We start from the raw sequence: 22,195 nt of genomic DNA, 5'->3' as shown, positions 1-22,195 counted from the left end.
ATAAGAAAAATAACCGTAAAATGTGGACAAAGCAAGAAGCAGCTCTAGTGAAAGTATATGAAAGTTCAAGCCTTAAAAGATAGTGCTGCTCTCTTCTTACTAACCGCAGCTGGTTAGGGACTAGTAGAAGGGGACAAAATTATGGCCACAATTGTTAATTATCTTCAGCAGCACAGGAACACTTCTTTTACAGATCTGCCTTTAAATGAACTGGACATTCTTATTTTAAATGAAATTGGCTATTTAGATTTTAGCAAGCTCATAACAGATGGGCTTGATTTAAGGAGAGAAGTAAAACTTTATCACTTATGGAAAGACTATCAGAAAAAGCAGGAAAATCAAGCCGTTTCCTATGACTTCCTTTTAACAAAGGAGCGGCTTGAGCTGTTTAAACTGATGCTTTCCGGTAAACGCTTTGTTGATTTGTGTCTTGAGTTCTATGTCAATGATATCAGCACTGAATTTGAAAAACAGTTTTCTGCCATGGTTTTTAAACTGCCGCAAATTGAATACAAACAGCTTGTTTTTCGCGGAACCGATGACAGCATGATTGGTTGGAAAGAAGACTTCAAATTGACCTATATGCGGGAGATTCCAGCTCACCGCTCAGCAATCGTCTATTTGACTAAAGCATTAGCGGCCTTGCCTGGCCCAGTAATTGTTTCAGGACATTCTAAGGGCGGCAATTTGGCTGTTTATGCCAGTACCTATGTCAAAGCAGAACTGCAGAAGAAAATTGCAGCAGTCTATATGTTCGATTCTCCCGGACTGCAAGCCAGTGTCCTACAATCTCGGGGCTATCAGGCGATTCGTAAGAAGGTACATGTTCTGCGTCCGCAAGAAGCTATTGTCGGTGTGATGCTGGACATTGATGCTGAGGTGAAAATCATTGACTCGTCTTCTTTTGGTATCGGTCAGCATAAGGCCACTAACTGGCAGGTTGATATGGCAAAAGACTGTTTACTCCCAGCAAAGGAAGGACCGACAGACCTGAGCGTGAACCTGGAGAAGACCTTTAAAAAATGGACCAGAGATCTAAGCAGTCAAGAACTAAAACGTTTATTTGATACCCTTTTTGATACCATTATAACCAGTGGAATCAGCAGTTTAAATGATTTGAGTTTTGATACAGCTTCCGGTCGGAAATTGGCCAATGTTGTCGCATCTTTTCGTTCTATTGATAGCAGCAAAAAAATCCTTTTATTAAAGTCTGCCCGTCTCTTTTTCTTGGCTTTTGTCGGTCACACACGTTTGGCAGCCTGGGAGAAAATGCTTTTGCCTCTGCCTGATTTTTTAAAGTCTGCTGAAAAAGATTAATCCTATTCTGAGAAGATTTGAGAAGGTATATAACTTCGCATTTAAAAATATAGCTAGGGCGAGCTGTTTTAAAAGTGGGGAAGCCGATTTACTATGCTTTTTATCTATAAAGAGTTATTCATGACAAGTATTTGCTATATTTATAAAAAGCGTTATAATAAAAGCAACTAGTGAAGGAGGGTGATAAAATGGCAAAATTTGAAGAGATTCAAGAAGGTCATATTTTTCCGGTCGGAGATAAAAATACCGCCTATTCAGATGTTTTTACTGGACAGTCTTATTTGCAGATGCTGGCTCAGGCACCAGATGGTAATTTTGGGGTCGGCAATGTTACATTTGAACCTGGCTGCCGCAATAACTGGCATGCTCATGTAGGAGGGTATCAGATACTCTTAGTGACTGGAGGAGAGGGGCTTTATCAGGAAGAAGGGCAGCCTGCCAGGCTCTTGAAAACAGGAGATGTTGTTTTGACTCAAGATGGTGTTAAACACTGGCATGGCGCTACAAAAGATGCCTGGTTTACCCATGTGGCCATCACTGCCGGACAGGCAGAATGGTTTGAAGCGGTCAATGATCAGCAATACGAAGAAGCTAATCAGAGCGCGAAATAAAGTAAACGGCTAAAATTCTAGTGAAAAGATAGCTGTCATCGTGATGCCAGCATCACTTGCCATCCCCTATTTTCATACGAATTTTTAAACGGCCTTTGTAGCTTGTTGGAGGTTTTATTATGGCAGAAAAACAAACAGCTGGGCATGATCTTTTGGGAGATTTTGCCCCAAAATTTGCAGAACTTAATGATGGGGTTCTTTTTGGAGAAGTCTGGTCCCGTGAAGAAGAGCTGTCTCCTAAACTGCGTTCTATTGTGACTGTATCTGCTTTAGTCAGCGGCGGCAATCTGGAACAATTAGGACATCATTTGCAGCGTGCTAAAGATAATGGTGTTTCAAAAGAGGAAATTGCAGAGATTCTGACTCATATTGCCTTTTATGTCGGTTGGCCTAAGGCTTGGTCGGCTTTCAATCGAGCTAAAGACATTTGGACAGATTGAGGGAGAAGCAGCTGAGCAGATAGCTGGCCTGAAGGCTTGTTCAGATGACCTTATTTTACTGAAAGAAAAAGGGGGATTTATGGAATATCTCACTTTAAATAATAAGATACAGATACCTATTTTAGGTTTTGGTACCTACTCAATCAGTCCCAGACAGACCAAAAAATATGTCAGCCACGCTATTACAGCGGGTTATCGGCTGATTGATACAGCTCAGTATTATCATAATGAAAGAGAAGTAGGGCAGGCTCTGGCTGAATCGGGACTTAAGCGCAGTGAATTTTTTATTACAACTAAGACGCAGACTGACGGCTACAAAGCTACTGTTAGAGGCTTGAACAAGTCTTTGCGGCTGCTTGGAGGCGATTACTGTGATTTAGTGCTTATTCACTGGCCCACAACTGATAGTCTGGGGACCTATAAAGCTTTAGAAGAGTTTTATTATGCCGGAAAAATCAAAGCTATTGGTTTGTCAAATTTTAATCATTTAGAGGTTGACGAAATCATCAAAAAAACTGAAGTCAAGCCGGTTATCAATCAGATTGAAACACATCCTTTCTTCCAACAAAAGAAAATGCACCGTTATTTAAATCAGCAGGGGCTGGTTCATGAGGCTTGGTCGCCTTTAGGTGAGGGAATGTCAGGATTACTGACGGATCCTGCATTTAAAAAACTTGCAGAAAAATATAAAAAGTCAGCAGCCCAGATTATTTTACGTTTTCTGACTCAGGAAGGCATTGTTGTGATTCCTAGATCTACCAATCCTCAACATATCAAGGATAATATCGCTATCTTTGATTTCCAGCTGACAGAGGAAGAAATCAGCAATCTGAGACAGTTAGACAAAAGTCAGTCTATTACCGGATGGCCGCAGACTATGGCGATTGAGAAATAAGGAAAACTATTTTTTGCATTCACTAAAACAGTCTGGAACTTTATAGTTCCAGACTGTTTTAGTCTGTTGAGATAAGGTTATTTGGCAGTTCCTGCTGTCCGCCCGATTTAACGGGAGCTTTATTTATAAGACTTAGGGGAACACTGAATTCCCGCTTTACAGCATAAAGAATCCGTGCTGCTGATTTCTGGTTTTAGGTCAGTTTGGAATGATGGGAGATGGCCAGTTTTCCTTCTTGATTTAAGCTTTTGCAGCCTACTTTTTAGCTGGCGGTTTCATCAAAAGACAAAATGAGTCAGGCAGGAGCTGTCTTTTGCTGTCTCACCTGACAAGCGTCTTTATCAGATTGACAGTTTTTTAATTCTGATTTGAAGCTAAACGGCAGCGTTCAATCAACTTATCCCATTTGAGACGATTTTCTTTTTTAAATACAAAGTAAAAAGTCGCTTTCGCTTTATCTTCGTGAATAGGAATAATTTTTTTATGTTCGGCTGCCCGGCTTAAATCTGTAATGTCTGTGATAAAATGGGGAAACTCTCCTTCTGAGGCAATTTCTGTAAAAGCCTGATTGTCATCCATATAAAGAAAGTTAGCACTGGGTATTTCTGTTTTCACCAAATCCATCCAAAAACCTATATCCATAAGAATAAGAATATTTTGCCCGGCTAAGTCGGCAAAAGTTACCGCATCATATTTTGCAAGAGGATGTTCAATCGGAACTTGGATATAGAGAGTTTCGTCAAAGAAAGGGACAGCAGCAAGCAGATTATTAACAGGAATATGGCTTGCAATAGCCAAGTCATACTTATCATTAAGCAAATCAGTTATCATCTGCTTTTCATCTGTCAGCAGCTCACTTGTAATCTCCAGTTGGAAGGCTGCCGCTTGTTCTAAAACAGCATCGCGCGGTGCCGGTGCGATAGAAGCCAAATGCAGTTTTGAAGAATGTTTTGCCTGATGGCGTACAGCCTCTAGCATTTCTTCCTGCAGTTCTGTAATTTTTTGGGCATAGTCAATAAGCAGTAGGCCGTTTTCATTAAAGCTTGTCTTGTTTTGAGAACGGTTAAATAGCGGGACACCTATCATTGACTCGATTTTTTTCATCGACTGGCTGAGGGCAGGCTGTGAGATGTGCAGTTCTTCCGCTGCAGCCGATAAAGTTCCCGTCCGGTAAAAAGATAAAAGCTGTTCCAGTAAATAGCCGTCAATCATGGTTTTTCCTCCTGCTATTAGCCTTAATTATACCATAATAAGCAAAAAGTAGTGTACTTTTCAGAGGAAATGGAGTAAGGTAAAAGAAAAAGGAGGAGGAAAATATGACAACAGTAACCTTAAATAACGGCTTTACTATTCCGCAAATCGGTTTTGGGGTTTTTCAAGTACCTGATCTCAGTCAATGTGAGGAGGCTGTGGCAGCTGCTCTTGCAGCAGGTTATCGCCATATTGATACGGCTGCAGCTTACATGAATGAGTCTGCGGTCGGCAAAGCTGTCCGCAAATCAGGCATTCCCCGGGAAGATATTTTTGTGACCAGTAAACTATGGGTTCAGGATTTTGGCTACGAAAACGCCAAAAAAGCGATTCAGACATCTTTAAATCAGCTTGGGCTTGATTATATTGACATGTACTTGCTCCATCAGGCTGTCGGCGATTATCTTGGAGCTTGGCGGGCTTTGGAAGAAGCTTATCGGGAAGGAAAAATTAAAGCAATCGGTGTTTCGAATTTTTATCCGGAACGTTTAGTGGATTTCTGTGAAACTGTTGCTATTATGCCAGCTGTCAATCAAATTGAAATTCACCCCTTCTTTCAGCGCGATGAAGACTTAGCCGTTGCCAAAGAATACGGCCTTGCTCTTGAAGCCTGGGGTCCTTTTGCTGAAGGAAAATTCGATATTTTTAATCACCCTGTTTTGGCAGCAATCGGGGAAAAATATGGGAAAACTGCTGCTCAGGTCGCTCTGCGTTGGAATTTGGACCGAGGAGTAATCGTTCTGCCAAAATCTGTTCATAAAGATCGTATCCAAGCTAATATCGATGTGTTTGACTTCACTCTTTCGGAAGAGGATCATGCCGAAATTGCAAGGCTTGATATGGGACACAGTGAGATTATTAATCACTATGATCCGGCAGTTATCAAAATGCTCCACTCTGTCAAAATCCATGATTAATGCAGCAATTTGCTGTTTGTGATTATTGCTATTTATTTTTAAACAAGAAAAGAGGGTAAGAAATGCAAAATATAGTCTTAAATGATGGGCACACTATCCCTGCTGTCGGTTTTGGGGTTTTTCTGATTCCCGCAGATGGCTCAACCTATACGGCTGTGAAGGAAGCTTTAGCAGCAGGATATAGGCATATTGATACAGCTCAGGCCTATTTTAATGAGGCTGAGGTCGGCCAGGCTATCGCCGACAGCGGTATCCCCAGAAAAGACATTTATGTGACAACCAAGTTGTGGCTGCAGGATTATGCCTATGATTCTGCGGTTAAAGGCATTGACCGTTCGTTAGAAAAACTGGGATTGGATGACATTGACTTACTATTGCTGCATCAGCCTTACGGAGAAGTTGAACAGGCTTGGAAAGCTCTGGAAGAGGCACAGGCAGCAGGTAAAATCAAATCCATCGGGGTTTCTAATATGACACCTAAACTCTGGCAGCGCTATGTTCCGAAATTCAATACTATGCCTGCAGTCAATCAAGTTGAACTCCACCCTTATTCGCAGCAAAAAGAACTGCGCGATCTTTTAGCTAAAGATAAGGTTGTTGTCGAAGCTTGGGGTCCGCTTGGTCAGGGCAATAAGGAACTGCTGTCCGATCCGGTAATTGTGAAGCTGGCTGAAAAATACGGTAAAGATGTCGGCCAGATCATCCTGCGTTTTGAAAATCAAGAAGGAATCGTTGTGCTGCCTAAATCGACTAAATCAGAGCGTATCAAGTCCAATCTGGATATTTTCGGCTTTGAACTGACGCCATCTGAATTAGAAGACCTGCGAGCCTTAGACACCGGCAAGGGCTCACACGATCCGGACGCACCGGGTGTGGAAGACTACCTCTTATCTAACTATGATATCCATGCGGATGATTAAGCTATAAATATAAAAAATGAGAATTTGGATTAGCCTAAATGAAAACTCTTCATTTCAAAAAGCAATCCATTTTCTCTTTTTTGATTGAAATATAGAGTCAGGACGATAATGCTTTAGAAACATTTAAAGGTTTAACTGTATAAACTATTATTATATTTATACATAATATATTCAAAAATACTTAGATCGTTTGGTTTGAACCATAAAGCAAGGTACCCATTCTGTGCAGCACAAATCTTAAAATCGTTTTTAGATAAGAAAAATGAAAAGGCTTCCATTTTTTCTGGTAAGATCGGCCTAAAAGTGGTATGATAGGCATAGAAACAATCGGAGGTAACTAAGATGACATTTCCTAAAGACTTTTTGTGGGGCGGAGCAACTGCTGCCAACCAGTGTGAAGGAGCCTATTTAGAAGACGGCAAAGGTCTGTCTGTACCAGATATGCTGCTGGGTGGTGATGTGGATACGCCAAGAACTTTCCTTCCTAAAACGGATCCCAATGCCTTTTACCCATCACACGAGGCGATTGACTTTTATCATCACTATAAAGAAGATATTGCCATGTTTGCGGAAATGGGCTGGGGTGTTTTCCGCTTATCGATTAACTGGGGCCGGATTTTCCCAAATGGTGACGATGCTGAACCTAATGAAGCGGGACTGGCTTTTTATGATAAGGTTTTTGATGAATGCCACAAACACGGCATTGAACCTCTTGTGACACTCTGCCACTATGAGATTCCTTGGAATATTGTAACCCAGTATCACGGTTTCTACAGCCGACAAACGATTGACCTGTTTACCAAGTATGCAAGGACCTGTTTTGAGCGTTATAAAGACAAAGTGAAGTATTGGCTGACTTTCAACGAAATCAATATTCCTTTAATGGGCGGGGGCCACAGCGGCTTAGGTAATTTATACGGCCTTGGTTTAATGCAGGATGAAGATATCAACTCTGAAACGCCGATTCCTCTGTCTGACTTGAAAGACAATCCGCAAATGCGCTTTGAAGCCCTCCATAATCAATTTGTGGCTTCAGCTTTAGCTGTTCAGGCAGGCCATGAAATCAATCCAGACTTTAAAATCGGCAATATGATTGCCCATATAACAACATACCCGCTGACACCTAATCCAAAGGATATTTTGGAAAATCAAAGAAATATGCATATTTCTAACGATTTATGCGGTGATGTGCAGGTGCGCGGTGCTTACCCTGATTTTGCTTTCCGTTACTTTAAGGAAAATCAGATTGATGTCTCTTATATCACTGAAGCAGATAAAGAGATTCTTAAAGAAGGCACTGTTGATTTCTACACTTTCTCTTATTATATGACCAACTGTATCACAGTTGATGAGTCTGCCGAAAAAATTGGCGGGAATATGTCTATGGGGGCAAAAAACCCTTATCTGAAAGCTTCTGACTGGGGCTGGCAGATTGATCCTGACGGTCTTCGTTACACGCTTAATCTTCTGCATGACCGCTATCCGGATACGCCTCTGATGGTTGTTGAAAACGGCTTTGGCGCTTTTGATCAGGTAGAAGCAGACGGCAGCATTCATGATGACTACCGCATCGCCTATTTCAAAGAGCACATCAAAGCGATGGATGAGGCTGTTGAAGATGGTGTCCCTCTGATTGGCTACACCACCTGGGGACCGATTGATTTGGTTTCTGCAGGTACCGGCCAGTATGCTAAGCGTTACGGCTTTATCTATGTTGACCGGCATGATGATGGAACAGGCGATTTTTCCCGCAGCCGCAAAGATTCCTTCTATTGGTATCAAAAAGTCTGCCAATCAAATGGTGCAGATTTAGGCTGATAAGCCTAAACAATTACACCCCTATTTCCTGCTCATAGGAAATAGGGGTGTTGTTTTGTGCCTGAGGGCATAAGATAAGCGGTAAAACAGCATATAAAAACAGAAATAATAGACAACCTAAAATATCGATAAATGAAATTAGCAGCTTAGCTTGTATTGCTGAAACCAAGGGAAACTAAATAGAAAAACCACTAAAAAGTAAATCCGCCCATAATTTTTCCTTCCTGAGTGTCTGATAACTGAACTTTCAGCTTAGCTATTTAGTCCCAAGGGAAGGCAAAGCAGATGATAAGCAAGGAAAGAGGAATTATAGCTAAAGTAAATACAGCCGCCGTCAAATTCAAATGCTCTTTGCCCCAGCTGCTAACGCTGGCCACAGTCCAAACTAACATTATTTGGTTGATGGCAGGGCTGCCAACAGATATAACATACTCTAAAAGGCGTTTAAACAGCTCAAGACGTTCAAGAGCTAACCAAAATCAAAAACTACCAAAAGAAACTAAAAATAATTATAGATTAGAAGAGCAACTATTTTGTTTTTCCGGCATTGGGGAAACTTACTGCAAAAACAAATAAAAAAACTAGTTAAGAAATAAAAATTCTGCGCACTTATCCTTACTTTCAGGATGGGAAAGCCAGATATTCTTAAGCTATGATATCCTATTTTAGTTGCTTTGAACAGCTTATTACATAAAAAATATCGTTTTGAAGCGTCTGAGCAAATTTTCTTTATTATTAAATTTTATAAAAAACCAGCAGAAGGCCTAATCAGGAGAACCTTACTGACTTATTTCAGGACAGTTCTTGATTGTGTAAGACTACAGCTATGCCGTTTGAAAGGGGAACTGTAAAACTGCAGCTTTATGATTGACTGCCTTTCGCACATTTCCTGCATAACTTTTGCATATTTAAGTCATAAGTCGTTTAACTGGCTTTTTCTTGCAGGTATGATAGAATGGTGTAACCCCCTTAAGCTAAAAGCTTAATAGAATTGAGGATTTCAATGATTGAAATAATGTATTTAGATGCAGCTAATCAGGAAAGGACGGTTTCCTATCCGTCATATGAGGAGTTTAAACAGTCACAGCAGACGAACTCAACAGAAATCGCAGACTACTATAAGATTGTAAAATTGACTTACAAAGGTCAGGATTTAAACTATTCAGGCACTTATGGCGATATCTTCTTTTATTTGCAGCAGCAAAACCTGCCGCAGGATGATGTTTAAATAAGTCTTTTGGAGAATCAGCCGATAGTTTCCTGAAAAGTTGGATTAAAAGGCAATAGAGCCCTCAGATCAAAGTTTCTGAGGGCTTTGTTTTTTAGCAGAAGCTTATGATTTTTTATGATAAAATGTAAAAAAGATGAAAAAGGAGAATAGTGCAATGAAAGCATTTAACAGTCAGGATTTAAAGTGGACGCGTCAGCCTGAAGAATTTTCAATTGCGGATGACTGCATCTCTATCACGACCGCACCTCATACGGATTTATGGCAAAAAACTTACTATCATTTTGTTAATGACAATGCCCCTGTTTTGCAGATGGAAAGCAATGAGCCCTTTTTTTCGTTTACAGTAAAAACAGATTTTTCCAGCAGTCATACACGTTTTGATCAGTGCGGAATTGTCCTTTATCTGGATGCTGAGAATTGGTTGAAAGGTTCAGTTGAATATGAGAATGCTGATTTTCAGCATTTAGGAAGTGTTGTGACAAATTTGGGTTATTCTGACTGGGCCAGCACTGAAATTGACAGTTCAGTGAAATCGATGTGGTACAGGCTGAGCCGCAGAGAGAGCGATTACTGCATTGAGTGTTCGGATGACGGTCTTGTTTTCCGGCAGATGAGAGTCTGCCATTTACATAAAGGAAGCGGAACAATCCGTTTCGGTCTTTATGCTTGTTCGCCTGAGAACTCTTCATTCACAGCCTATTTCACAAACATGGAGCTGACTGACTGCAAATGGCAGGCTCATGATGGCCAGCAGCCGGACTAAGAGTAAGATCTATCATTACTGTTAGAGTTCTGTTAAGTTGATCGTCTCAATTTTCCGAGTTGTTTTAAATTATGGTTAAGGTACGATTAACTTCTCCTAGAATTGACTAATCTAGGAAATGAATTGAAAGACTGTTTTCTTCTTCAAAAAAATCAATCGTCCTCACTAGTTGGCTTTTAGGCTTTGACAGATTTGGAGTTTGTATCCTTGCCTTTTTGCATTGGTAAATAATGCAAAAAATCCTCATTTTCCTGCATATCGTTAATTGAGAGAGCATATCATTTAAATCTGCCAAAATCAGAGTATTTTGGTATAATAAGATATCATTAACCGGAGGGGACATATGGATTTGTTATCCAAGAAAAGAGCGCGTCATGTCATCGAAGAGATTATTGCCCTTTTTCCAGACGCCAAGCCCAGTTTGGATTTCCGCAATCACTACGAGCTCTTGATAGCAGTAATGCTGTCGGCTCAGACAACAGATGCTGCAGTCAATAAGGCGACTCCGGCTCTTTTTGAGCGTTTTCCAAGCCCTAAAGAAGCAGCCGAAACCAGACCAGCTGACATTGAACCGTATATTTCTAAACTGGGGCTGTACCGCAATAAGGCCAGATTTATGCATGAACTGTCCGTTCAGCTTTTAGAGCGTTTCGACGGACAGGTTCCCAAGACCAGATTAGAGCTGGAAAGTTTACCCGGTATTGGCCGGAAAACTGCTAATGTCGTTTTATCAGTAGGTTTTGGTATCCCGGCTTTTGCAGTAGATACTCATGTTTCCAGAATCTGCAAGCACCATAAGATTGTCAGGCAGTCGGCTACGCCCTTAGAAATTGAAAAGCGCGTGACAGATGTTTTGCCGCCTGAACTATGGCTTCCTGCCCATCAGGCCATGATTCTTTTTGGCCGTAACATCTGTCATCCAAAAAATCCCAAGTGCGATCAGTATCCTCAGCTTTACCAGTTTGATTAAAGAGACAAAAAAGCAGTCTGGTTTGGTTTAGACCTAAAATAATGCTTTTTGGAATCCGTCATCAGCAGAACCAAAAAACGAGGCTATCTTTTTATCAGCTTTTTACTGAGGATTGTCTTTATTCAAACCCTGGCTTGCTTTTGTTAAGCCCATCCTAACAGACAGTTGGAATAAAGGTGTTAGTATCAAGGACTGCACGAAAGCAGTTTGTATTTTATTTCGTAAAGCAATACACAGTATGTTTGGAGCCTAAAAACTCCAAGCTTTTTTAGTTATAAGCAGAAGGCTGTACTTTAAGATTAGATGGGAATTTCAAGATGAAATAGTTGACTTTTCCTATTAAGAATTTTACTATTTAATTGAATGGTAGAAGGAGGATGAATATGGAAGATCGTGTTTCACACTATAAAAACAGCCTTTATGGAGAATTAGCTAAAATGGGAAAAGGGCTTAGCAATGAGAAGCGTATTGAAATTCTAAGTCTATTGATGCATGCCCCAAAAACAGTGGAGGTTATTGCTAATGAAACGGGGATGAGTGTTGCCAATACATCACGACATCTGCAAATTTTAAAAGAAACCTGCCTAGTCAAAACGCAGCGCTCAGGAAACTTTATCATCTATGCTCTATCTTCTGATGCTGTAGCTCAGTTAGTCCTGCTGCTGCGTGATATCGGGCAAGAGGAAAGGGCAGAAATTAAACAAATTGAGACTGAGCACGACCAAGCTGATGGTATCCCGCTGTTGGATTTATCTGCTGCTTTAATGAAATCAAAGTCTCAGGATGTTATGCTTCTTGATTTGCGTCCAGAAGATGAGTATCAAGTCGGTCACCTCCCAAGAGCAGTCAATTTGCCTATATCAGATTTCAGCAGCCAAAAAACGCAATTACCCATGGAAAAAGAAATTATTGTGTACTGCCGCGGCCGTTTCTGTGCTAACGCCAATCTGGCTGCTAAAGAACTGCAGGATTTAGGCTATAGGGCCTACAGTCTTAACAGCAGTTATATTGACTGGAAATGGTCTGAGTATTAATTCTCAAGTATCTTGAGCAAAAAACTTGCTTTTATCTTTGGAAATGCTATAATTTAATTATTCAATTAAATAGTTGATTAGACTTTCTCTTTTTTTGGGAGTAGAATTCAATCAAATCATTGAATAGATGGAGGAATGGATATGACAAAACAACTAACAACAGAAACATTTGCTTCAGAAATTAAGTCTGGTGTCACCTTAGTAGATTTTGGTGCGTCATGGTGCCCTCCTTGCCGTATGCTGGAACCTATTGTTGATGAGCTGTCTGAAGATTTTGAAGGTCAGGCAAGCATAGCAAAAGTGGATGTTGATGAATCACAAGAAGTTGCTGCCAAGTTTGGTATTCGCTCTATCCCGACGATGATTTTATTCAAAGATGGTCAGGTAGTTGACACTGCGGTTGGTGTCCAATCTAAGCAGCTTCTTGCAGATAAAATTTCAAATCAATTATAAGGAGACTGCTATGTACGATACTGTTATTATTGGGTCTGGTCCGGCAGGCTATACTGCTGGTATTTATCTCAGCCGATCTGGTTTAAAAAATCGTTTGATAACAGGCTATGCTGAAGGCGGGCAGCTGACGACCACCACTTTAGTGGAAAATTATCCCGGTTTTGAAAAAGGGGTTGATGGAAATGAGCTGGTAGCAGCTATGAGCCGACAAGCCCAATCATTTGGGACGGAAATGACTTTTGCCCGCGTTGAAAAAATTGAAGGCGATGTGTCGCCTTTTACCCTCCATTTAGATACAGGCGAACTGGTAAAAGCTCGAACTGTTATTCTTGCAACGGGATCCACTGCTAAATATCTGGGGATTGATGGTGAAAATGAAACAATCGGCAAAGGCGTCAGCGCTTGTGCAACTTGTGATGGTTTTTTCTATAAAAATCGTAAAGTCATTGTTGTTGGCGGCGGCGATGTAGCCATGGAAGAGGCTTTATTTTTGACAAAATTTGCTTCTAAAGTAATCCTTGTCCACCGCCGTGAACAGCTGCGGGCATCGGATATCATGGTTAAGCGTGCTAAGGCCAATCCTAAAATTCACTGGAAGCTTGGCTACTTACCAGAAAAGGTTCATTCTAACGAAACAGGAATGACTGGACTGGATATTAAGTCTGCTGTGACTGGGGAGACGGAGACAATTGAGGCAAGCGGTCTCTTTGTGGCTATTGGGCATCAGCCTAATACCGATTTTGTAAAAGATTACATCCGCTTGGACAGTGCTGGTTATATTAAAACGCAGCCTGGCAGTTCTAAAACCAGCCGAGCTGGTATTTTTGCGGCTGGGGATGTGCAAGATCCCAAATATCAGCAAGCTGTTACGTCAGCAGGCAGCGGGGCTGTTGCAGCGCTTGATGCTGCAGAATTTATCTACCAGTTTTGATGGTGTCCGCCTGCTTGACGCTTGCTGCCTATTTAATACCAAACGCAAATCCAGCAAGTACCATTTTTAAGAGCAGCTGAGGAGCTGTAAAAAAGGACTATAAAGAAAAAGGAAAACATATGGAAATCTTTTATTGGTCAGATATCGCCTGCCCATTTTGCTATATCGGGTCAGTACGTATGAAACGGGCGATGGCAGAGCTTGGTTTAGATCCCGAAAATTTAGAAATGAAAGCTTACCAGCTTAATCCTTATGCACCGCAAGAAACAGATGAAACAATGCTGACACAGTTTGCTGCCAGCCATGGGATGAGCCAGGAGCAGGCTAAACAGCAACTGTCGCAGATAGAAGCTATGGCTGCAGAAGAAAAGCTTAGTATGGATACAGCTAATGCGGTGCCAACAAATACAATGGCTGCTCACCGCTTGATTAAATGGACTCAGGACAAAAAAGACAAAGCTGCTGTCAGCCAGCTGATTAACCGTCTTTATAAAGTTTACTTTGAGGATGGAAGGTCAATTGCAGACTATGAAGTTTTACTAAATGCAGTTGCTGAAACAGGCTTACCGACTAAAGAAGTGCAGGCCGTTTTGAACAGCAATGATTACGAAAAGGCTGTTATGGCAGATATTCTGCAAGCGCAGCAGTCCGGTGTACAAGGAGCACCGTTCTTTGTTATTAATCAGCAGTATGCTGTTTCAGGCGCCCAGCCTTTTGACTATCTGCTCGCTGCTTTGAAACATATTCAGACTGAAGAAAAGCAATAAGGAGACTGATATATGACAGAGAAAAAACCAAACCTTTTTGAATCGTACGGCCAGCAAGATGCCAGTCTAACCTGCGGATTAGAAGGCTGTTTTATCGAAACAGGGCCAAAACTAACAGAAGAACAAGACAATAAAGAATCGAAAAACTAACTGTCTTTTCTTATTTAAATAGTTAACCCCCTTATACTTTGATGATGATATTCAAAGTATAAGGGGGTTTTTAACTGTTCTCAAAAAATCCTTTGGAAAACACTGTCTGTGGTTAGCAGCACCAATCAGGCCTGAGTTCTTTATTCCGTGATTATCTGATAACTGTAAGGAGAAAGAGTGATGGTTTCTGTCAAGCCATATGAAGCTCTATCTCTTAAATCATCTGTATTTTCTTTTAAAATAGCGTTAAGCAGAGAAGTTGCTACAGTAATTTCAATTGTATTTTCTCCAGACTTTAAGTAAGGACCGACATCAACTTGAGTTTCGGTCTGACTGGTTTGCACAGTCTGGCCGTTGACCTTTATTTCAAAAGCATCTCTGATATGTCCGTATTCAAGGACGGCTCCTTGATGTTCGGCCCAGCCCTTATTCAAAGTCACCGTCGTTTTATAAGTTCCAACGCCCGATACATCTTTGAGTTTTTTGATCTTATCCCAAGACTGAAGTTTATCCAATTCTCCGACTTTAATAGTTGTAAGAGCTGATTCTGAAGGTGTTTTTCCTTTTGTCCAGCTCTCAACAGTCAAATCCCATTTAGTCAGATTCTGAGATTTTTCGGCTTTTTCTAATTCGACTGTCTGGGTTTGACCATCTATAGTGACTTCACCTGATTTGCTGCCCTTAACAATCAGCTGGTTGCTACTGTTGTAAGCAACCTCTTCTACATTCTTACTGCTGATTGGGTTAGCAGTTTCATCCTTAAGCAAAGCTATAATAATCGAATCATTAGCTGCTATATCAACACTGACTGTTACGGAAGATTCTTTTTTGCTGTACTCGGCAATCGGAGTAATTTGTCCAGTCCAAGCGTTTAAAAGGTAGGGACGGCCTTGCCCTTGCAAAGTTACTTTAGTTTGAAGCCGTTTGGTTTCAGCGACATCGCGAAAGCTGTCGTTATCGCCGTAATTATAAAGATAATAGTATTCAATATTATCTTCGCTGCGGTGCTTGGCTAATAATTTAGCTGAGTAGCTGGCATCTGCTATAATATCGTTTTCCTTAAGACTGGATACAAGATCGCCGATCTTATCAACTGAAACAACACTCTTTTCTTTTTGAAGATCTGCCATCAATTTCTTGACGCTGCCGTCCTTATAATAAGCTGAACGATTGGCCTTTTCGCCAATAATGATAATTGGCAGACCATCGCGGGCGTAAGCTAAGATTTTTTCTGCTGCAGCTTTTGTCAATTCTTTCTGATTGTTAAGAATAAGAGCCTTGTAGGAGGCTCCGCTGGCATCCAAACGCTTGTTGCTGACAGTCATATTGTCAAGTTCAAAGGCTGAAGGACTCAAGAAATCGTAGCTATAGCCATTTTGTTCTAATTTCTTACTGTTAAAAATCTTTTTAGAACCAATAAAATCGATTGTTTCATAGTAGCTGTGGTCATAGATAGCTAAGTCTACCTTAGCTTGACCTTGACGCAGGACATACTGATTGCGTGTAATAAAATCTAAGTAAGTCCCAGCATATATCCAATTCGGCTGCCGTTCTCCCCAGGAATTAGACCAGCTTGAAGGACCAAAACCATCAAATCCCGGCCACTGTACATCTTTGTTATAGCCGTTTTCACTGCCGTCTCCATCGTATTGACCATTATAGGCGTAGCCATGAAAAACAACTTGATTAACCCCTGCAGCAAAAGCACGTTGATCATGCCAGATATGGTTTTGGAAAGTCTGCTCATAATTACCGGAGTTTTTCAGGCCGTTTCCGCGTGTATTATACTCTCCGGTCTTAGAATCTTTGTCATTCCACTGCTCGGTCCATTCAGCTGCTGATTCTATCGAATAAATTGTTTTACCAGTAATATGTACAGCGCCCGCCTGCAGCCGATAAAAATCAAGAAAATCACTGCCGTAAAGTGTCTCTGTTTCTGGAATATCCGGATAAAGGGCTGTTTGTGCCGTCTCCAAATTTTTGCCATAAGATGTTTGGTAACGCAGGCTTAAACCGTATTTTTGGGCAAAATCCTTTAAAGGCTGGATATGGTTAGTAATGTAGAGTTCTGTCATGTATGCTTTAAAATCATTTTTGACTGCCTCAGTATTTTTGTTAAAAGTGAAGTCAGGTTCAGGCTCTCCCATGTAATTGCCAACAGCATCTGTATCGTATAGCGCAGGAAGGTAAGCAGCCAGATTATAGTTCTTTTTTGCCTGAAAACCCTCAAGAACGCCGTAAGTCCAGTCTAAATGCGTTTCAAACTCCAGAGAGTCGATAAAGAGTGAGCGAATGTTTTCAGTGTCTTCACCGTAAGCAGGCAGTAGATTATTTTCCCAATAATCAATAATTTGCTGCGTCCCGCTTTTACTGAAATGATCGATTTGGTTGTTACCGTATTTTGTGTTGGCTGAAGGGTGCTGATACCATGCAAAGAGGACATATTCGCCATCATCCTTGGGTGTAAAAGAAGCGGTGTAACCTTTATCGGTCTGTGTAATATCCTTCGATAAATCCAGTGTTTCTACAGAATCAAAATCAAGTATTTTTTTCTTTTTATCTGAGTATTTAGCAACAGTTACAGCTACTAGAGTCGGTTTGATGTCAGTTCCTTTTAGGTCTTCTTTGACCTCTTTTGAGGTTGGAAGTTCTCCTTTGAAAGGTTTTTTCTTTGTAATCCCATCAGTATGCGCTCCATCCAGCTCCATCTGAGCTCCCTGTGAAGGATCATTGATATCGGTGACTGTTGGCAAAGCCAGCGGCCAAGCAGGCGTCATTGTAAAGTCTATGGTAAAATTGTTTTCTCCAGCTATCTTTAACATATATGATGTTAAATCTTTCCAAGCATCATCACCCCAGTCAATACTGCCTTCACCATCTCCGCCTTCTGTAGAGACAGGGACAACCTCAGCACCGCCATAGCCTGCTTTAGCCATAGATTCGATTTCTTTTTTTATTTCCTCCTTTGTTAACTGTGTCCCAGGAACCCACCAGCGCGTTAAAGGTTTGTTGTCTGCACTCGGTGTTTGAAAGTTTTCTGTCAGTTCCTCTTTGCTTTGTGCGTTTGCAGTCTCAATCGTCCCAATATGAAAAGACAAGAGAAGTGTAAAACCAATTAGCCACAGTTGAGGTATTTTTTTCCAATTCATTATAATCTCCTTTATCACATCACAAGATACAAAGCCCGTCAAAAGAGCAAAGCAAAAATAGGAGCCTGACTGCTGAGTCACTAAAGACTCAAGGGAGGACTATCTTTTTTGCACAGCTCTTAGGGCGTGTTCAATTCACAAGATACAAAGCCCGTCAAAAGAGCAAAGCAAACACGGTATATTTATTTCCTCTTTTATGGCGTGTTTGCTACAGTTGTATTCGCTTACAATTTTAAAAGAATACGTCCTAAAAAGCTATCTAAAAAACAGACAAGATTTATGTAAAAAAATGACAGCTTCTCATAAAAGCTTTATAATTTTTATAAAGGAGTTGTGGCTATATGATTCATTCGCAGATTATTGATGAGATGGTTGTTGCTGAGAAAACAAACACCTATCTTTCTAAGCATAATGTTAATTCTTACCTGACTAATCTTGAAATTCATCCTGATAATAAAGAACTACAGGCTATTTTAAAGTATTTTAATACATCAGATGTCTATCTTCCCCTTTATCAGGACATTGAATTCACATCCGGAACTCATATAGCTATCAAACTTGAAATGATTAATCAAGAAGATCAAAAGCAAGGAATACACTATCGGGAAAGTCTTTATCATAGTCATGATTTTTTTGAGATGGTTTATGTTTATCAAGGATCGGCAGTAACAGATATTAACGGCACAGTAGTCACACTTCAAGCTGGTGATTTGTGTCTGTTAAATCTTCAGTCTGTTCATAAGCTCATTATCCCCGATGAAAAGAGCATTATTTTTAACCTCCTCATCAGACGGGAGCTTATTATGGGAAACTTCATGGATCTGTTTAAGGAAACAGACTTTATGGCTTTCTTTTATACGAATTCCCTCTATGCAAACACCTCTAAAAGCCATTTTGAAATTTTTCACTTAAAAGATAAAAATGTTATAGCCTGTCTTTACCGTATTATTGAGGAGTTCATCTTGAAAGAACCCTACTATGATATGATAATGGTGTCCTATATGACTTCACTGTTATTGCATCTCACTAGACTTTACCAAGATAAACTGGACGCTAAAATAAAGTCAAAATCAGCTGGTGCCCCCAATATATCGGAAATTTTGCGCTTTATTCAAGAGAATTACAGCCACCGTATCAGTTTGTCGGATCTTGCTTCCCACTTTGGCTATACGGAACGTTCTATGATGCGTTTTCTGAAACAGTATGTCCATCATCGTTTTACTGATATTGTCAAAGAATTCCGCCTTAATCAGGCCTGTTATTTTCTCAGAGGAAGCGATGACAGCATTGATGATATCGCTAGAAAAACCGGATTTAGCAGCCGCAGCTATTTTGACAAGGTGTTTAAGTCAGTTTTCCGGCAGACACCGAAAGACTACCGCAATCGTTTTAAATAAAAGGCATTTATCTTGTTCAGTCTGTGTCGTTATATTTGGTTTGGTTTACTGTCTGTGTTTTTTATCATTCCTTTTGCTAAAAAGGATTGAGGTCTTATCACGGCTTTCCGGACTGTTAGCAGATGAGGGCATCAGTATTTCTGCGCTGTCGACTTTTAAGACCGATTATATACTTATTAAATCAGATGAGGCAGAAAACGCCCAAAAGATTTTAAAAGAAGCAGGTTATAATCTTGTGTAAGCTAGAGACCTGTCAATGAAAAAAAGAGGAGCAGGGCAAGTCAGATTTCTTACGGTCTGTTGATTGTTGTCCTGCCCCTTCTTTTTACAGAATGGTTAAGTGAAAGGCTCTTGAAAGACGATCGTCACTTTTTTAAAAAATGAGATTACATTTCTGAAGTTACAATCTATTGATAGCTGTTTGAATTTTAAGAAGCTTATTGCTGTCATTTTTACTTAACTGCAGTTCATCTTGCAGACGGCCGTCTTTCATAAAAAGGACACGTCCTGATCTGGCTGACAGAATTTGGCATCAATTTTTGCGCGGACTGCATCTTCACAAAAACGGTTTAAACAGCAGCAAGTATTGCATCTTTTTCTTTGAATTTATATGCTGCCTCAAGTATTAAGAATTAGCCTTAAAAAGTTTTAGCCTTGCTTATTTTTTAAAAACGGCAGCATAAAATGATACAAATTGCCTAACTGTCCGTGATAGGAGATTTCTTGATTTTGATAAAGAACTTTGGTCACTTTGAAATGATCCTGAAAGGGCGGCCACATGGCAACCATCTCTTGTACAAATAAATCTTCACTATTATAATGCAGATGGTGTTTTAACTTATAGTCATCTAAATAATAAATATCAATCATAATTACCCTCTTTTACTGTTTTTTATAGCCTTCCATGGGAGCCATTTGTTGACCGAATTCCTGTTTAACAGTATTAGTGGTAAAGTCAATGGCGTCTTTATAGGTCGTTAGAAGGTAGTCCTGCATTCCGGCAGGGATAGCTAAATCGTCCATATCTACAGGGTTTAATTGATAACGGATTGATTTTTCACTGTTTGTTTCAACTTTTTGCACCCATTTGGGTTCATTGATTAAAGAACGGCCTAGTGCAATAAAATCTGCTCCTAATGCCATAGCGGCTTGGGCATCTGCAGGGGATTTGATTGTGCCAACTGTAATGAGAGGCACAGACGGATTAAGCACTTTTTTAAAATGGCTGACTAAGGGTACAGTATCGTTCTTATTATTTAAACTGGTACGGTTATAGCTTCCGATGGAGAGGTGAAGATAATCGATATCCTTTTGAATGTGTTCCACAAAATCAAGACTGTCTTCTAAACGAATTCCTGGAGTTTCCAGTTCTTCTGGAGACAAACGGTAGCCAAGAATAAAATCTGTTTTTGCATATTCTGAAATAACAGTTTTAACTGCCTTTAATATTTCTTTAGCAAAGCGCATCCGCTCTCTGCGGCTGCCGCCCCAGCTGTCTGTCCGGCGGTTGGAGTGCGGAGAAAAGAATTGCTGAATAAGATAAGTATTGGCCCCGTGGATTTCCACACCGTCAAAACCAGCTTGGATGGCTCGTCTTGTTGCTTTAGCAAAATCCTGAATAATTTCGTCAATTTCATTTTCAGATAGCGGCCGAGGTTCTTCAGAATTTGGAGGCCATTCAGCAGCAACAGCAGAAGCAGAAACCGGCTGCTCCCCTCTTAAGATGGCTGTAGTAGATTTTCGTCCGGCATGAAAGAGCTGTATAATGGCTTTAGTGCCATTGATTTTAATCGCACTGGCCAGACGCTGTAGCTGAGAAAGGTATGCATCATTCCAAACTGCCGGACCGCCTTCAAAACCCTTTCCTAAAGGATGAACACTGAAGGCTCCCGTAATCAGCATGCCGACCCCGCCGCGCCGCTGCGCATGCTATAATAGCGAATCTCATCGTCAGTGAGTGCACCATTATAATAACTGGACTTTGTTGTCATAGGTGCCATAGCTACACGGTTTTTGAGGGTTGCTCCGTTTTTTAAAGTATAGGTCTGTAAAAAATCATATTGAGGCATTTGCTTTCTCCTTCTATTTTTGATATCTTAATTTTAAAGCATACCTATCTTTTTGACAAGAACGCACAAAAAAGGTAGATACTATCATAAAGGAGAGTGTTATGTTAAAAAACAATGAAGCTATTGAAAAAAATATCAATATGGGCCCTTTTAACCGTGCTTTATCACTTATTAGCGGCAGATGGAAAATGCATATCCTTTTTTGGCTGTCAGAATATGGCGTCATGCGCTACGGCGAAATAAAAAAAGCACTTGGGACAGTTACCCATAAGATGCTTTCAAGCCGGCTGAAAGAATTAGAAAAAGACGGATTGATTATCCGTCAAGAGTATGCTCAGGTTCCCCCAAAAGTTGAATACAGTCTGTCGGAGGTAGGAGAAGAACTCATTCCCTTACTTCGGCAAATTTGTCAATGGGGGCGTACTTATACCGATTGGGAAGAAAAAGCGGTTAAATAGTTTTTCAGTAAACGTTTAGCTGTGGGGATAATCGTATCTTTATAATCAGACAAGCACCAGTCGAAAACGCTGCCTTTGATTAAAATACAGATGTCTGCACTTAATTTATAGCTATCTGTTGTTTCGCTCAGCATTCCGGTTTGGATTGCTTTTTTTATGAGCTCTTGAGAATCAAACATGACTGTCCCTTCTAAAAACTGTCCCTTTGTTTCTCCCATATAGCGCGCCAATGAACTGTTGCTCCCTGTATAAAACTGCCGCATAACTGGTTTGCCTAAATCTTGATATTGCTGCAGTAAGGGCAAATAAACAGTGAAAATTTGTTGACTTAGAGGGTGATCATTACGGAATTCGACTGGTCTGCTGGTAAGAGACTGGGTAAGACAGTAGCCCAGTAAGTCATCTTTGTCCTGAAAATAATAGTAGAAAGTTCCAGTTGACAAGCCGGATCGACTGCAGACAGTACGAACATTAAGGGGTTCTCCCTTTTTAATCAGTTCTAAAGCAGCTGCAACCAGATGTGAACGGCTGTCCTTATTTTTCTTGTTTGTTTGCTTCGAAGGTCGTCCAGCAGGCATTATTTTCTCCTTGATATTTTTTATTGACATTATATCGAACATGTTCTATAATAGCAAGAAAAAGAAATAGAACACG

Annotated in this window: 25 protein-coding genes; 19 read left to right on the top strand and 6 right to left on the bottom strand. The window is 40.5% G+C overall.

Translation table 11 applies throughout. The features are described 5' to 3' along the window. Positions 1–141: 141 nt before the first annotated feature. The 4 genes from A0O21_RS05445 to A0O21_RS05430 all read left to right on the top strand — a co-directional run bounded on the left by A0O21_RS05445 (position 142) and on the right by A0O21_RS05430 (position 3,263). Positions 142–1,317: an Mbeg1-like protein gene (locus A0O21_RS05445; RefSeq protein ID WP_067062482.1), complete on the top strand. Its 1,176-nt coding sequence runs from the start codon at positions 142–144 to the stop codon at positions 1,315–1,317. Between the two features lie 188 nt (positions 1,318–1,505). Beyond that, positions 1,506–1,928, top strand: a complete 423-nt coding sequence (locus A0O21_RS05440) for a cupin domain-containing protein (RefSeq protein ID WP_067062479.1) — start codon at positions 1,506–1,508, stop codon at positions 1,926–1,928. Between the two features lie 119 nt (positions 1,929–2,047). Beyond that, a complete protein-coding gene (locus A0O21_RS05435; RefSeq protein ID WP_067062477.1) occupies positions 2,048–2,368 on the top strand; it encodes a carboxymuconolactone decarboxylase family protein in 321 nt (106 codons plus the stop codon). Positions 2,369–2,447: 79 nt separating this feature from the next. After that, complete coding sequence (locus tag A0O21_RS05430) at positions 2,448–3,263, top strand: aldo/keto reductase (RefSeq protein WP_067062474.1); 816 nt, start codon at positions 2,448–2,450, stop codon at positions 3,261–3,263. A gap of 357 nt (positions 3,264–3,620) precedes the next feature. On the opposite strand, the gene A0O21_RS05425 is transcribed toward A0O21_RS05430, so the two are convergent. After that, on the bottom strand, positions 3,621–4,475 hold the full coding sequence (locus A0O21_RS05425) for a LysR family transcriptional regulator (RefSeq protein WP_067062471.1): 855 nt from the start codon (positions 4,473–4,475) through the stop codon (positions 3,621–3,623). Between the two features lie 104 nt (positions 4,476–4,579). Between A0O21_RS05425 and A0O21_RS05420 the strand changes: the two genes are divergently transcribed. The 12 genes from A0O21_RS05420 (at position 4,580) to A0O21_RS10875 (ending at position 14,468) form a co-directional block, all read left to right on the top strand. Beyond that, entirely contained in the window at positions 4,580–5,431 is an 852-nt protein-coding gene (locus tag A0O21_RS05420; RefSeq protein WP_067062467.1) for an aldo/keto reductase, read from the top strand. Positions 5,432–5,493: 62 nt separating this feature from the next. After that, complete coding sequence (locus tag A0O21_RS05415) at positions 5,494–6,351, top strand: aldo/keto reductase (protein WP_067062464.1); 858 nt, start codon at positions 5,494–5,496, stop codon at positions 6,349–6,351. A gap of 342 nt (positions 6,352–6,693) precedes the next feature. After that, positions 6,694–8,169, top strand: coding sequence for a glycoside hydrolase family 1 protein (locus A0O21_RS05410; protein ID WP_067062461.1), 1,476 nt, complete (start codon positions 6,694–6,696; stop codon positions 8,167–8,169). Positions 8,170–8,454: 285 nt separating this feature from the next. Then, positions 8,455–8,745: a hypothetical protein gene (locus tag A0O21_RS05405; RefSeq protein ID WP_067062459.1), complete on the top strand. Its 291-nt coding sequence runs from the start codon at positions 8,455–8,457 to the stop codon at positions 8,743–8,745. Between the two features lie 427 nt (positions 8,746–9,172). After that, the gene (locus tag A0O21_RS05400; protein WP_067062458.1) at positions 9,173–9,397 is read left to right on the top strand and encodes a DUF4649 family protein; all 225 of its coding nucleotides are present in this window, start codon (positions 9,173–9,175) and stop codon (positions 9,395–9,397) included. Positions 9,398–9,554: 157 nt separating this feature from the next. Further along, positions 9,555–10,163, top strand: a complete 609-nt coding sequence (locus A0O21_RS05395; protein WP_067062455.1) for a DUF1349 domain-containing protein — start codon at positions 9,555–9,557, stop codon at positions 10,161–10,163. Between the two features lie 343 nt (positions 10,164–10,506). Continuing rightward, a complete protein-coding gene (gene nth / locus A0O21_RS05390; RefSeq protein WP_067062453.1) occupies positions 10,507–11,133 on the top strand; it encodes an endonuclease III in 627 nt (208 codons plus the stop codon). A 383-nt stretch (positions 11,134–11,516) separates the two neighbouring features. Then, positions 11,517–12,167 (top strand): ArsR/SmtB family transcription factor, encoded by a 651-nt coding sequence (locus A0O21_RS05385; RefSeq protein WP_067062447.1) that lies wholly within the window; start codon positions 11,517–11,519, stop codon positions 12,165–12,167. A 141-nt stretch (positions 12,168–12,308) separates the two neighbouring features. After that, positions 12,309–12,620, top strand: coding sequence for a thioredoxin (gene trxA, locus A0O21_RS05380; RefSeq protein WP_099092216.1), 312 nt, complete (start codon positions 12,309–12,311; stop codon positions 12,618–12,620). 10 nt (positions 12,621–12,630) lie between these two features. Continuing rightward, entirely contained in the window at positions 12,631–13,551 is a 921-nt protein-coding gene (gene trxB / locus A0O21_RS05375; protein ID WP_067062440.1) for a thioredoxin-disulfide reductase, read from the top strand. 119 nt (positions 13,552–13,670) lie between these two features. Beyond that, positions 13,671–14,318: a DsbA family oxidoreductase gene (locus A0O21_RS05370; RefSeq protein WP_067062430.1), complete on the top strand. Its 648-nt coding sequence runs from the start codon at positions 13,671–13,673 to the stop codon at positions 14,316–14,318. A gap of 12 nt (positions 14,319–14,330) precedes the next feature. Continuing rightward, the gene (locus A0O21_RS10875; protein ID WP_158511694.1) at positions 14,331–14,468 is read left to right on the top strand and encodes a hypothetical protein; all 138 of its coding nucleotides are present in this window, start codon (positions 14,331–14,333) and stop codon (positions 14,466–14,468) included. A gap of 140 nt (positions 14,469–14,608) precedes the next feature. On the opposite strand, the gene A0O21_RS05365 is transcribed toward A0O21_RS10875, so the two are convergent. After that, a complete protein-coding gene (locus A0O21_RS05365; RefSeq protein WP_067062427.1) occupies positions 14,609–17,617 on the bottom strand; it encodes a glycosyl hydrolase in 3,009 nt (1,002 codons plus the stop codon). 341 nt (positions 17,618–17,958) lie between these two features. On the opposite strand from A0O21_RS05365, the gene A0O21_RS05360 reads away from it, so the two are divergent. Both A0O21_RS05360 and A0O21_RS11125 read left to right on the top strand, forming a co-directional pair. Continuing rightward, positions 17,959–19,014, top strand: coding sequence for an AraC family transcriptional regulator (locus A0O21_RS05360; RefSeq protein WP_067062425.1), 1,056 nt, complete (start codon positions 17,959–17,961; stop codon positions 19,012–19,014). Then, positions 18,896–19,255: an ACT domain-containing protein gene (locus A0O21_RS11125; RefSeq protein ID WP_082854418.1), complete on the top strand. Its 360-nt coding sequence runs from the start codon at positions 18,896–18,898 to the stop codon at positions 19,253–19,255. Before A0O21_RS05360 ends, A0O21_RS11125 begins: the two co-directional genes overlap by 119 nt. A gap of 407 nt (positions 19,256–19,662) precedes the next feature. Here the strand turns inward: A0O21_RS11125 and A0O21_RS05350 are convergent, their stop codons facing one another. Genes A0O21_RS05350 through A0O21_RS11115 form a run of 3 tightly spaced genes read right to left on the bottom strand, consistent with a single transcriptional unit; the run spans position 19,663 to position 21,083 of the window. Next, the gene (locus A0O21_RS05350; RefSeq protein ID WP_067062419.1) at positions 19,663–19,884 is read right to left on the bottom strand and encodes a DUF4649 family protein; all 222 of its coding nucleotides are present in this window, start codon (positions 19,882–19,884) and stop codon (positions 19,663–19,665) included. A gap of 12 nt (positions 19,885–19,896) precedes the next feature. Then, a complete protein-coding gene (locus A0O21_RS05345) occupies positions 19,897–20,916 on the bottom strand; it encodes an NADH-dependent flavin oxidoreductase (protein WP_335740064.1) in 1,020 nt (339 codons plus the stop codon). Then, positions 20,910–21,083 (bottom strand): oxidoreductase, encoded by a 174-nt coding sequence (locus A0O21_RS11115; RefSeq protein WP_335740063.1) that lies wholly within the window; start codon positions 21,081–21,083, stop codon positions 20,910–20,912. The genes A0O21_RS05345 and A0O21_RS11115 overlap by 7 nt, the downstream gene beginning before the upstream one ends. A 101-nt stretch (positions 21,084–21,184) precedes the next feature. Between A0O21_RS11115 and A0O21_RS05340 the strand changes: the two genes are divergently transcribed. Beyond that, positions 21,185–21,541, top strand: coding sequence for a winged helix-turn-helix transcriptional regulator (locus A0O21_RS05340; protein WP_067062415.1), 357 nt, complete (start codon positions 21,185–21,187; stop codon positions 21,539–21,541). Here the strand turns inward: A0O21_RS05340 and A0O21_RS05335 are convergent. After that, complete coding sequence (locus A0O21_RS05335; protein WP_067062411.1) at positions 21,508–22,119, bottom strand: TetR/AcrR family transcriptional regulator; 612 nt, start codon at positions 22,117–22,119, stop codon at positions 21,508–21,510. The genes A0O21_RS05340 and A0O21_RS05335 overlap by 34 nt on opposite strands. Between the last annotated feature and the right edge of the window lie 76 nt (positions 22,120–22,195).

The organism is Streptococcus pantholopis, from assembly GCF_001642085.1.
Taxonomy (GTDB): Bacteria; Bacillota; Bacilli; order Lactobacillales; family Streptococcaceae; genus Streptococcus; species Streptococcus pantholopis.
The sequence above is the reverse complement of the archived record's forward strand: the minus strand, read 5'-3'. Positions and strand labels throughout refer to the sequence as shown.

Excerpts from the sequence above, each read along its gene's own strand:
- A0O21_RS05435 (WP_067062477.1), top strand. The coding sequence starts at position 2,048 with ATGGCAGAAAAACAAACAGCTGGGCATGATCTTTTGGGAGATTTTGCC.
- A0O21_RS05415 (WP_067062464.1), top strand. The coding sequence starts at position 5,494 with ATGCAAAATATAGTCTTAAATGATGGGCACACTATCCCTGCTGTCGGT.
- A0O21_RS05395 (WP_067062455.1), top strand. The coding sequence starts at position 9,555 with ATGAAAGCATTTAACAGTCAGGATTTAAAGTGGACGCGTCAGCCTGAA.
- A0O21_RS05425 (WP_067062471.1), bottom strand. The coding sequence starts at position 4,475 with ATGATTGACGGCTATTTACTGGAACAGCTTTTATCTTTTTACCGGACG.
- A0O21_RS05370 (WP_067062430.1), top strand. The coding sequence starts at position 13,671 with ATGGAAATCTTTTATTGGTCAGATATCGCCTGCCCATTTTGCTATATC.
- A0O21_RS05350 (WP_067062419.1), bottom strand. The coding sequence starts at position 19,884 with ATGATTGATATTTATTATTTAGATGACTATAAGTTAAAACACCATCTG.
- trxA (WP_099092216.1), top strand. The coding sequence starts at position 12,309 with ATGACAAAACAACTAACAACAGAAACATTTGCTTCAGAAATTAAGTCT.
- nth (WP_067062453.1), top strand. The coding sequence starts at position 10,507 with ATGGATTTGTTATCCAAGAAAAGAGCGCGTCATGTCATCGAAGAGATT.
- A0O21_RS05445 (WP_067062482.1), top strand. The coding sequence starts at position 142 with ATGGCCACAATTGTTAATTATCTTCAGCAGCACAGGAACACTTCTTTT.
- A0O21_RS05345 (WP_335740064.1), bottom strand. The coding sequence starts at position 20,916 with ATGCTGATTACGGGAGCCTTCAGTGTTCATCCTTTAGGAAAGGGTTTT.
- trxB (WP_067062440.1), top strand. The coding sequence starts at position 12,631 with ATGTACGATACTGTTATTATTGGGTCTGGTCCGGCAGGCTATACTGCT.
- A0O21_RS05420 (WP_067062467.1), top strand. The coding sequence starts at position 4,580 with ATGACAACAGTAACCTTAAATAACGGCTTTACTATTCCGCAAATCGGT.
- A0O21_RS05335 (WP_067062411.1), bottom strand. The coding sequence starts at position 22,119 with ATGCCTGCTGGACGACCTTCGAAGCAAACAAACAAGAAAAATAAGGAC.
- A0O21_RS11115 (WP_335740063.1), bottom strand. The coding sequence starts at position 21,083 with ATGCCTCAATATGATTTTTTACAGACCTATACTTTAAAAAACGGAGCA.
- A0O21_RS05440 (WP_067062479.1), top strand. The coding sequence starts at position 1,506 with ATGGCAAAATTTGAAGAGATTCAAGAAGGTCATATTTTTCCGGTCGGA.
- A0O21_RS05405 (WP_067062459.1), top strand. The coding sequence starts at position 8,455 with ATGATAAGCAAGGAAAGAGGAATTATAGCTAAAGTAAATACAGCCGCC.
- A0O21_RS05400 (WP_067062458.1), top strand. The coding sequence starts at position 9,173 with ATGATTGAAATAATGTATTTAGATGCAGCTAATCAGGAAAGGACGGTT.
- A0O21_RS10875 (WP_158511694.1), top strand. The coding sequence starts at position 14,331 with ATGACAGAGAAAAAACCAAACCTTTTTGAATCGTACGGCCAGCAAGAT.
- A0O21_RS05385 (WP_067062447.1), top strand. The coding sequence starts at position 11,517 with ATGGAAGATCGTGTTTCACACTATAAAAACAGCCTTTATGGAGAATTA.
- A0O21_RS05365 (WP_067062427.1), bottom strand. The coding sequence starts at position 17,617 with ATGAATTGGAAAAAAATACCTCAACTGTGGCTAATTGGTTTTACACTT.
- A0O21_RS05410 (WP_067062461.1), top strand. The coding sequence starts at position 6,694 with ATGACATTTCCTAAAGACTTTTTGTGGGGCGGAGCAACTGCTGCCAAC.
- A0O21_RS05430 (WP_067062474.1), top strand. The coding sequence starts at position 2,448 with ATGGAATATCTCACTTTAAATAATAAGATACAGATACCTATTTTAGGT.
- A0O21_RS11125 (WP_082854418.1), top strand. The coding sequence starts at position 18,896 with ATGACAGCATTGATGATATCGCTAGAAAAACCGGATTTAGCAGCCGCA.
- A0O21_RS05360 (WP_067062425.1), top strand. The coding sequence starts at position 17,959 with ATGATTCATTCGCAGATTATTGATGAGATGGTTGTTGCTGAGAAAACA.
- A0O21_RS05340 (WP_067062415.1), top strand. The coding sequence starts at position 21,185 with ATGTTAAAAAACAATGAAGCTATTGAAAAAAATATCAATATGGGCCCT.